Origin of the sequence: Sporosarcina sp. E16_8 (genome assembly GCF_017347095.1) — a bacterium.
Lineage (GTDB): Bacteria > Bacillota > Bacilli > Bacillales_A > Planococcaceae > Sporosarcina.
Genome location: NZ_JADPRZ010000076.1, coordinates 1 through 10,111, shown reverse-complemented (window position 1 = coordinate 10,111; position 10,111 = coordinate 1). Strand labels below are relative to the sequence as shown.

Here is a 10,111-nt window from a genome sequence, read left to right as displayed (position 1 = left end):
ATAAGACACCTAAAGCCTTCTTGGAAGCGCATTTGTTATCTCAAAGCTAGTATTAAACTGCGTCCGATATATAGGGGGCAAACCACAGGTACCTGAAATTTGAGTAAAGGCCATCCTAACTAGTAGTCGTGCAATAGAAGTAAGGGAGATAGAAAAAGAACTCTTCTAGGTCTGGAGAGTTCTTTTTCTGTTCCTATAAATTTGGAGCCTGCGTAGCAATAAAGACAAGCGATTCCTGCAATTGTATAAAAACGCAATATATTCAGACAGTACACAAATGATATCCCATTCCTTCTACAAATCTACGTTTCACATTGCAAAACCCCCACGGTTATTATCTTGAGTAGATTATCACATATACAAAAAGCGTAAAATAGGTGGTCGCTATTTTACGCTTACATTGAAACTATCTGATTAGCGTCTGAATTGTGCGGTGCACAGGCATCGCTCTTATTTATCATTAAATTTTCCAAGCAAAAAATATCCCCATAGAAAAACAATAAATAGAATCAAAATCTGCATCCATTTTGACTCTATTCCTAAAATTACATGAAATACTACGACAAAAATCATCAAAGCTAGTATGATTCCTAACAATACTTTCTTCTTTGCATTCATTTTAAGCACCTCCGAAAATTTCCAATTATATAATTTCTATTTCTAGAATATCACATAATAATTAAAAGGAATTTAAGTGGGAGTTTACTTGAGCAAATAACCTGAATGTTTTTAGACTGAACTTTTGTGAATCTAAAAATAGAGTTCTTGTTGTGTTTATAGATTTAAAGACTCCCAATTAAAAAAGAAAGCTACTTTTTTAATTGGGAGCTCTCTATATATTCGACTCTAACTTTTAGCGGTCACTTCACCAGAGGACTCCTATCATTTGACGCCTAAGTTGTCTGATTAGTGCCCAAATTATGCGGTGCACAGGCATCGCTTTTCAAATACAACTTACAAGAAAGAAAAAGACATTCTATCCCTCCATTCAGAGTGATAGAATGTCTTTTATCTACACTTACATTCCAGTGTCAATATCTTCGTAGATGTACGTATTAATAATAGGTCCAATCTTCATAACACCTACATTGACTCCATATAATTGTGGTTTCTTATGATCAGGCAGCTTAATAGTAAATGCGCCTTCTTTCTTACCAACAACCTTAAATACATTTGTACTCGGTTCTCTCGTTACTTCAGCAATGTCCTCAGGACCTTTCGGAAGCACATGTTTTCCTATAGTATAGGCTGTCCCCATATCCAATTCAGCAGTCGGTATTTCTTCTATAGAACGGATGCTATATGAAAAACTAGGATTGTGTTTTTCCGCTTCAATTCCATACCGTATTTCTTCTCCGTCTACGAAACGGACTGTGGCAATATACTGACCTTCCTTTTCAATATCTATGAAGATATTACGTGATGAGCCATCAGCATTCATTTCAATCTGTTCAGGACAGTTAGTGGGATAAAATAGATTACATTTCGTGAACGGTACATTGTCAGAGAGTTTCTTTCCATCTATTGTAGAAAGGGCGACATTCTTCACTTGCTTTTTACCTTCAACATTCATATTGGCAGGCGTAGTCAGAGAGTCTTCTGTCTGTTCGAGCGTCATCTTCAGCTGGCCGTTTACTTCCTTACTATCCACATAATATTTACGATAGTGTTTCTTATCCGCATTTGGTCCATAATCCACTGCTGTAGCGAATCTGCCAGTGCCTTCTTTAAGAGGCACTAAGTAAATCGTATCCTTTATCCCCTTCTCATATTTTTCACTACTCCAAACAACTTCGTATAAACCTGGATCGGTTCCTTCATTAGATTGAGACTTAAATTGGCTCCAGCCAAAGTCCCTTGCCCGTAATGTAACAATCGGGGCTTTCGCTTCTTCGGTTGCTTTCATCATTTTAGCAGCCTGTCCCCTTGTAATCGGCGCATTCGGGCTGAATGTGTCAGAAGAAGTCCCTGTCGTAATGGCCATTTTGTAGATGATTAAAATATTTGGGTCATGTCCATTGCCCCGTGTCACATCTTTAAACGGACTTTCAGACAAGTTGAAACTATACCGCGGTAAATCAAACGCTTTGACGAGAATCGATGCCATTTGTGCACGCGTAATTGGATCATTCGGCCCAAAACGTCCGTTGCCATAGCCATTGATGATCTTTTTCTCTGCCATGGCTGCAATTGCATTATAATAACCGTTCGTTGTTGAAACATCCTTAAATCCAGGATTCTTTACTTTTTTCGTATCCAGTTTGACGAGCTTTGAGATGATCGCAGCAGCCTGTCCTCTTGTGATAGAGTTTCCAGGTTTAAAGGTGCCGTCCGGATAACCTCCTATAATTGTACGTTCCGCTAACTCATAAACCGCTTCTGCATAATGCTTAGTTGATGGCACATCCGAGAATTGCGTTGTGTTTGCCGCACTTGCAGATAACGGTAGACCGCAAGCCAACAAAAGTGCACCCAGTATGATAAATAACTTCTTCATCTTCAATCTCTCCCTTTTCATCTCTACTTAATAGTTCAATAGTCCACTTATAGTAGTCATGCACCGTACAGACGACGTTTTTCAATAAAAGTTTCAATTTTTTTAAAAAAGAATTTAAAAATCGGCACCTATAAAGTTAAATAGTTAGTTGGCAAATGAAAAAACCATTGTTTTGGTCCTATGAGTAAATGTTCGCCGGTAATGTAGCAGCCATTTATGGTTATAAAAATGGACCGCGTAACCTGCAAGGCAGTTCGGTTGGAGATACCATACTGGCATATGTGAATCAGAAAGGATTGATAGAAAAAGAACTCTTCTAGGTATGGAGAGTTCTTTTTCTGATCCATTAAATTTGGTGCCTGCGCACTAATGAAGACAAACGATTCCTGCAATTGAATAAAAACACAAGATTTCCAGACAAGATACCATGATAGCCCATTCCTTATTCAAATCTGCGTTTTTCATTGCAAAACCCCCACAGTTACTATCTTGAGTAGATTATCGCATAAACAAAATGCGTAAAATAGATGGTGGCTATTTTACGCTTACATTGAAACTGTCTGATTAGCGTCTGAATTGTGCGGTGCACAGGCTTTATTTTTAGCGGTTCACACTTACCGAATGTGCTGAAAGGGTCGGCATTACGGTTGCAGGAATAAAGAAAAGGAGAGGGCGGATGCTGGTGAAGTTAAGAAGTGATTTAGCCTAGAAAAGCGGAAGGCGCCGCTCAACTTCGACAGGCATAAGACGGTTTACGTAAGGGGCGTCCACAACCCTCGCAGTTAAACGACTTATGACCCAAGGAGTTGGCGCCTGGAGCTAGAAAACTAGAAAAGCGGAATGCGCCGCCCAGCTCAGATCGGCATAAGACGGTTTACGAAGAGGGCGTCTTCATAGATGTATAACTACTATGAACGTTGGATCCAATCGCCAAAACCCCCTAAAATAATTATTTAAGCCTTGTTTTTGGCTCAAATTAGAGATTTGCACCCTAAATTATACGAATATCGGGGTCAAATCCCTAATTTGGCTATTTACTTTTTCTACCACCACATTGATTAATTAGACCTTTCGGATTATGATTGAGTCAATTTACAAGGAAGGGGGATTATTTAATGGCTTCATCTATTATGAGTGTTGGACTTCAAGGGATGAAAGGTCATGTAGTTCGTGTTGAGGCGAGTGTGAGAAATGAAAAAGAACAGTGTGTCATCATCGGACTGCCCGATACATCGATAAAGGAATCTAAAGAACGTGTGCTTAGTTGTTTACATACGTTAAATCTTGATATTGAAATGAAAAAAATCACAATCCATTTGTCGCCTGCAGACGTCAGAAAAAGCGGTACGGGATTTGACTGTGCCATGCTTCTTGCCGTCATGCAAGAAGTACTGAAAAAACCACTTTCCATTGATGATTCGACATGCGTACTAGCAGCACTGTCACTAAATGGCGAACTCATGCAGTTCCACGGAATGATCCCTGCCATTCAACAAGCGATAATTCTTGGTTTCAAACGTATCATTTTGCCCCCAATTGACGTTAGTTTTTTACGCAAAGTTTCGGACGTGGAACTTGTACCATTGCCCACCATGGATGCACTCGTTTCCTATTTGCAGGGCCAACCTTCTTTCCTGTTCGATCAACCCCTGCAACTGTTAGTTGAAGAACATGCATCATCCACTACTTTTCAATCATCAACTGACATTTCTTCAATCCGCGGTCACAAAGTTGCAAAACGGGCAATGGAAATTTCAGCTGCAGGCGGACATCATGTGCTATTATCAGGCCCCCCTGGGTGCGGGAAAACTATGCTTGCCGATGCTTTTCATACAATACTACCTGACTTAGCCCATGAAGACATGCTCGAACTCTATGGCATTTACCATTTAGCACGTGAAGCGCGTGGATTTTCCAGCCGGCCACCATATCGTAATCCCCATCACTCCGCTTCATGAGAAAAGCGGAAGGCGCCGCTCAGCTCCGACAGGTATAAGGCGGTTTGCGAAGAGGGCGTTCTCCCCTCGTAGCGAAACGACTTATGACCCGAGGAGTTGGCGCCTACAGTCTAGACACCAATCCATATCTTTAATTGGCGGTGGGACATTTCCAAAACCCGGCGAGATTTCGCTGGCCCATAACGGCGTTTTATTTCTGGATGAATTAGGAGAATTCTCGAGAAAAACGCTAGATATGCTGAGACAACCTCTTGAGAGAGGTGAAGTAACTATCAGTCGAGTCAAACAGACGGTTACCTATCCATCTACTATCATATTAATTGCTGCGACCAACCCATGTCCTTGCGGCTATTTCGGTTCACTTGAGCGGTATTGCACATGTACACCAAAACAAGTGACTGACTATCAACTAAAAGTCTCTGGACCGCTTCTTGACCGTCTAGATTTTGTCTTAACGTTGAAAAATGTTGGTTTACAGCAAAATGATACGATCGAAACATCTGCCGACATTAGGGAGCGAACAACACGCGCTAGGCATCTTCAACGGATACGCTATGGAAATGGTCGGCTTAACGGCTCTGTCCCTTTTCAGCAATTATATGAAACATGTGGTCTCTCGTGCGAACAATCATCCCTAATCGAACGAACATGCTTTGAGCAAAAGTGGAGTAACCGAACACAGGCGAAACTGATTCGAATCGCTCGAACAATCTCCGACTTGGAAGGCCAAGAAGAAATTACAGACCCTGCGCTCCAAGAAGCAATTGGCTGGAAGCGGCTCCCTTCTTTGTGACAAGGCTTCAGGCGCCAACTCCTCTCAGGCTAACAGGATGTGAGTTACACAGCCGGGAGGGATTGAACTGCATCCCTCCTTATTGCCGCAGAACGCGGCGTACTTAGGCTGTGATCCTTGAAGGCGGTTCGGCTATCTCTGTCGAAGCTGGGCGGCGCATTCCGCTTTACTTTGCTACAGCACTCTACGAGGACGGGAGGTTATAAAATGCCAAGACGAAAACGAAACTTAGTGAAAGGTACCTGTGCAACAAACAACAACGAACAATTCAACCTATTGTATAAAAACAAAAATAAGATTAGATATTGTAGTAAATACCTAATCCACGTCTTATAAATATGTAATTGTAGTGAATTTCTAGAGTAGTTTCTTGCACAGGTACTTGAAATTTGAATTCTGGTTGATTTGTTATAATTTTAAAGGTCTTAGAACCACTTAACCCTTCTTCAACGATTGCAATCACCTTGGAAGCGATGAAATAGGCGATTCCTGATAAGAAAGCTCCTTGAAGGCCGAATACGAACGAGACGACAATAAACACAAATAAGTTTAAGAATAAGATAAGATCGCTTGTTCCAAAAGGTAATCGTCGGGAAAGTAGTACTGCTAACATATCAATACCATCTAACGCACCACCATTTCGTAAGGCTATCCCCATTCCGAAACCGATGATAATCCCCCCAACGACTGTTATTAGCAACGTATCTCCTTCTATAATCGTGGGGATGCGATGCATAACGCTCGTCCCATACGCGAGTGAAGCGATACCGATTACAGAATAAACCGCAAAACTTTTACCAAGTTGAAAATACCCTAAAATGACGAATGGGATATTGAGCACTGCAATCAGAATACCAAGAGGCAACCCAAATAATTGTGAACCTACAATACTTAGTCCTGTCACGCCTCCGTCTGACACATTGTTTGGAATTAATATCGCCTCAAGTCCATAAGCGGTTATAAATGCACCGATCATAACGGCTAACGCGTGTGATGCCATTTTTAGTCTTTTTGTTCTTTTTGACCCAGTAATTGTACTCATTTTTTCCCTCCAGCCTTCATTTAGTGACGTTTGGATAAGGATAAATAGCATCGTTATCTCGGTCGCTATTCGGCTCTACATGATTTATTATGCCACTTTTATTCATGTTTTTCACTTTTATTTAATACCGCAGTTCCTTGGTCAAGCCCCTTAAAAATGGACATGAAACAATTGCTTAAATCGTGCCACTAAGCACTCATATGATACTTAGCTAAAAAAGATGACGGTGATAAAAAACAAACAACAATTCACCCAATTGTATAAAAAGCCAATAGAGATTAGATAATCAGTTACCTATCTAATCTCCTGTTCATAAATATGTAGTTGCAGTGGACTGAAGGAATACTACAACACTGTACAGGTACCTGAAATTTGGACGTTCTTTTTATTATACTTCTTCTTTAAACTGATCGTGCTTTTGTTCGATTCCATCAATTTGATGGAGTAAATTAAATGCCTCACTTTCTCCACCGTACCACTTTTCAATAATTTCCTTAGTCGACATCGTAAACAGATCGCATACAAAATCCAACTCGATATTGGTTTCGCTTGAAATTAAATAATCCCTCACTGTTCCATGTACTTTTGCATGTCCCAATTGCATTGATATCAAAGGAATTTTTTTTAGTAATACAGCAAGTTTGTCATCATTACAGTGTTTTATTTTCAATTGTATGCCCCTCTCTATAATCCAACCTTCGACAAAAGAGGAAGGAAACCTTCATTTCACATGCGCCGCATTATGGCCAAGTGTGAAGTTAAAATAATTGTTTGGGCGCCCGTGCAACAAAAGGTGGTGAAAAATTGGATTGAGAATGAAAAAACCTCCAGCTACGTTCCGCCAGAGGACTCCTTTCATTCACTTCTTGAATTGTCTGACTAGCGTCTGAATTGTGCAGTGCACAGGCACAGGTTTTAAGACAAGAAAGAGAAGTAATCATGCTAAATTATCTGTGTGTAGTGACGAAAGGGTAAATTGTTCAGTTATCGTTTACAGCATGACATAAAAACAGAAGTGGACTGTTGAAAAGTTTAATCAACAATCCGATTGTGTGTTTAATTTTCGTATTGTACCAGACAACTGAACGGGTTAATAATTGAAAGGTATCTTTATTTTCACTAAATACTAGAAACAATTAGCATATTAAAGTATTAAAAGAATATTAGGCACTCCTATTCCTTTTGTTGTAGACGATTTGGTAAACAAACACTGTTACTTAACATTAGCCGGATCGACTTCTATTGTAAAAATTAAGTCATCAAAGGATATTAACTCATCCATTTCAATCGTAACTAGGGAATCATCGTCTAACATAACCCCCGCTTGAACACCTGAAATAGTGGCTCCTGGTTTAATTTTTTTCTGCCCGATACCTAAATCGACGTCATCAGACATGATAGACCGATCTAATTCTATTCCATTTTGGTACGCTGTAAAATTGACAGCAAAACTTGCCATCTGCTCATCATCACTATTGTTCGTAAAATCATAGGTAATTACTAAATTATCATTACCTTTGTAATCAATGCCTTTTTCAATTGATTGCACAGTAACTTCATAATCACCAATAGTGATTAGTTTACCAAGTTTAATTTCTGTTTCAGAAGCATTATCTACAACCTCTACTTCATCGGAGAATTGTATAGAATTTAGTATATATTCAAATTCATTATCATGATTCTTATCAGATTCCGCTAGTGTCGCTATCATTAAAGCAATAATTCCATTATGATAATCGAATAGAACAATAGAACCGTTATAATTATCACCATTCAAATCCATATTTATCTCATGGCGATATGCACCAGTATTCTCTATAATAATTTCAGTTTCAGATTTTAACTCAAAATTATCAAATGATCCAGAAAAACCATCAATAAATCCTTGTCTTTGGGCATCATCTGTCATACTAGCACTCGCTTCAGAATAAGAAACCATTAGAGTTCCATCTTCAGGATAATGGTATTTTGTAGTTTCATTAGAACCCCTTTCTTCCCAACTTTTAGGAACTGAGTACTCTAAACCATTTACAGAATATACTAAGTAATTTTCATCTTCTTCAATTGTTTCTAGCGTGGAAGTTTCTTCTGTTGCTTTAACTTTCGTACTACTATTTTGAGCTTCCCCCTCATCCTCATTAGTAGAACATGCACCAAGAATCCACACAACACTTAAGATAAGCCAGTAAATTTTTTTCATCTTATTTCCCTCCTTATTAAAAGAAAATTGTTATATTGTTATATTTTTACTTTTACATTTCAAGTATATCAATCAAAACTAACTTTATCTATATTTAGTTTTATATGACATCAATTACTGTAAAACAGCCTCATCTATTTGTTATGCGGTTCACCGAAAAAGAGGTACCTGTGGTCAAGCCCCTTAAAAATGGACATGAAACAATTGCTTAATTCGTGCCACTAAGCACTCATATGATACTTAGCTAAAAAAGATGACGGTGATAAATAACCAAGTCTTTTCTGGCTGCGTTTTTTCGCGTAAAATGATGCGTATTTTGGTAAATCTGCCATCAGCTGCTCAACAGAAAGCATAGGTAAGAGAAATGGATATTCGACTTTTAAGTGAGAGAAAAAGCATTCAATCATAGCGTTATCATGACAGTTTGCTTTACGTGACATACTCGGAATGAAACCCAATTACGAGGATAGCTCACGATAGCGGTAAGAACGATAAACATTTCCTCGATCCGTATGGATGATCACTTGACTCAAGTCTGTTAATTGACGTGCTACCATTGCCTGGTGAATCGTAGCTTCCATCATTGCTGTATTAGAATGGAACCCAACTTGAAATCCAATTGGTTCCCTATTAAAGAGATCCATTAAAGCAGAGACATAGATTTTTGTCTCACCAAATGTGATTTCTGTCACATCCATTACCCATTTGTGATTCGGGAAAAATGCATTAAAATCGCGATTTAACAAGTTCGGATAAATATAGCCAGCGGCGATATGTTTCTTCTCTATTGATGATTTTTTCCGTCTCACTTTTGATAATAGGTTCATCTCATGCATTAAGCGTACGACACGTTTATGGTTAATCACATAGCCATTTTGCTCTTTTAGCGTGCCTGCGATTCGCTTCGCACCATATGTTCCACCTACTTCATCATAAAAACATTGAATCTTCTTTTTATCTCGCCAATCGCGTTGAGAAGGCACTTTTTTGGACGTTTCAAATAAGCGTAATAACCGCTAGGTGATACATTAAATGCCTTTGCCAATCGTCGTACTGTATATTCCTTTCTCAAACTTGTAATGGCTTCATAGTAAACAGATGTTACTTCTGTTTGAGAAAGGTTTGGAACTTTTTTAGGATTTCCACCTGAATCCGTTGTTCTTCGAAAGCAATTTCGATAGCTTGTAAACGCTTCAATTCGTCTGCATCCACGAAAGTCATGGATCTATCTTTTGTATCTTTGTTAAGAAAGAAAGTGGGTCCAAAATCTTTATATTGCTTAACCCACTGTTGAATACTAGTTTGACTGACATTCATCTCTTCTGCCAATTGTTTTGTAGATATACGTTCTTTTAAGACACGCTCCACTGCTTTTATTTTATATTCAGATGATGTATAATTATTCGGTTTCCTACGTGGTCTGTAACCCATGGTATCATCCCCTTTTCATGAATTATTAAAAATAACAGATACAATACTATACCCGTTTATGTCCATTATAAGGGGGTCGACCACTGTGCAAAAAACAACAACGAACAATTCACCCAATTGTATAAAAACGCAAAGAAGATTAGATATTGAAGTAAATACCTAATCCACGTCTTATAAATATGTAATTGTA

The 10,111-nt window shown here is 38.8% G+C and carries 9 protein-coding genes and 1 pseudogene; 2 read left to right on the top strand and 8 right to left on the bottom strand.

Annotated elements, in window-relative coordinates:
- Positions 1-450: 450 nt before the first annotated feature.
- Together I2484_RS20150 and I2484_RS20145 are read right to left on the bottom strand one after the other, a co-directional pair.
- The gene (locus tag I2484_RS20150; protein WP_207152849.1) at positions 451-618 is read right to left on the bottom strand and encodes a hypothetical protein; all 168 of its coding nucleotides are present in this window, start codon (positions 616-618) and stop codon (positions 451-453) included.
- A 400-nt stretch (positions 619-1,018) separates the two neighbouring features.
- Complete coding sequence (locus tag I2484_RS20145) at positions 1,019-2,497, bottom strand: S-layer homology domain-containing protein (protein WP_207152848.1); 1,479 nt, start codon at positions 2,495-2,497, stop codon at positions 1,019-1,021.
- Between the two features lie 1,115 nt (positions 2,498-3,612).
- Here I2484_RS20145 and I2484_RS20140 point away from each other — a divergent pair.
- Together I2484_RS20140 and I2484_RS21890 are read left to right on the top strand one after the other, a co-directional pair.
- Positions 3,613-4,455 (top strand): magnesium chelatase domain-containing protein, encoded by an 843-nt coding sequence (locus I2484_RS20140; RefSeq protein ID WP_207152847.1) that lies wholly within the window; start codon positions 3,613-3,615, stop codon positions 4,453-4,455.
- Positions 4,394-5,248 (top strand): ATP-binding protein, encoded by an 855-nt coding sequence (locus I2484_RS21890; protein ID WP_346014225.1) that lies wholly within the window; start codon positions 4,394-4,396, stop codon positions 5,246-5,248. The genes I2484_RS20140 and I2484_RS21890 overlap by 62 nt, the downstream gene beginning before the upstream one ends.
- A gap of 334 nt (positions 5,249-5,582) precedes the next feature.
- Here I2484_RS21890 and I2484_RS20130 read toward each other — a convergent pair.
- From I2484_RS20130 to I2484_RS20105, 6 genes and pseudogenes are all read right to left on the bottom strand, one after another.
- A pseudogene (locus I2484_RS20130) lies at positions 5,583-6,290 on the bottom strand (YitT family protein); the annotation flags it as partial.
- Between the two features lie 388 nt (positions 6,291-6,678).
- Positions 6,679-6,960, bottom strand: a complete 282-nt coding sequence (locus tag I2484_RS20125; RefSeq protein ID WP_207152844.1) for a hypothetical protein — start codon at positions 6,958-6,960, stop codon at positions 6,679-6,681.
- 543 nt (positions 6,961-7,503) lie between these two features.
- On the bottom strand, positions 7,504-8,490 hold the full coding sequence (locus I2484_RS20120) for a DUF5067 domain-containing protein (protein WP_207152843.1): 987 nt from the start codon (positions 8,488-8,490) through the stop codon (positions 7,504-7,506).
- Positions 8,491-8,711: 221 nt separating this feature from the next.
- Positions 8,712-8,897 (bottom strand): IS3 family transposase, encoded by a 186-nt coding sequence (locus I2484_RS22060; protein ID WP_481886423.1) that lies wholly within the window; start codon positions 8,895-8,897, stop codon positions 8,712-8,714.
- A 51-nt stretch (positions 8,898-8,948) separates the two neighbouring features.
- Positions 8,949-9,473 carry an IS3 family transposase gene (locus tag I2484_RS20110; RefSeq protein WP_207152841.1) on the bottom strand — a complete coding sequence of 175 codons (525 nt, stop codon included), beginning with the start codon at positions 9,471-9,473 and terminating at the stop codon, positions 8,949-8,951.
- Between the two features lie 118 nt (positions 9,474-9,591).
- A complete protein-coding gene (locus I2484_RS20105) occupies positions 9,592-9,921 on the bottom strand; it encodes a helix-turn-helix domain-containing protein (protein ID WP_207152840.1) in 330 nt (109 codons plus the stop codon).
- Positions 9,922-10,111 lie beyond the last annotated feature (190 nt).

Coding starts and splice junctions, on each gene's coding strand:
- I2484_RS20150 (WP_207152849.1), bottom strand. CDS start 618: ATGAATGCAAAGAAGAAAGTATTGTTAGGAATCATACTAGCTTTGATG.
- I2484_RS20145 (WP_207152848.1), bottom strand. CDS start 2,497: ATGAAGAAGTTATTTATCATACTGGGTGCACTTTTGTTGGCTTGCGGT.
- I2484_RS20140 (WP_207152847.1), top strand. CDS start 3,613: ATGGCTTCATCTATTATGAGTGTTGGACTTCAAGGGATGAAAGGTCAT.
- I2484_RS20120 (WP_207152843.1), bottom strand. CDS start 8,490: ATGAAAAAAATTTACTGGCTTATCTTAAGTGTTGTGTGGATTCTTGGT.
- I2484_RS22060 (WP_481886423.1), bottom strand. CDS start 8,897: ATGATTGAATGCTTTTTCTCTCACTTAAAAGTCGAATATCCATTTCTC.
- I2484_RS20105 (WP_207152840.1), bottom strand. CDS start 9,921: ATGGGTTACAGACCACGTAGGAAACCGAATAATTATACATCATCTGAA.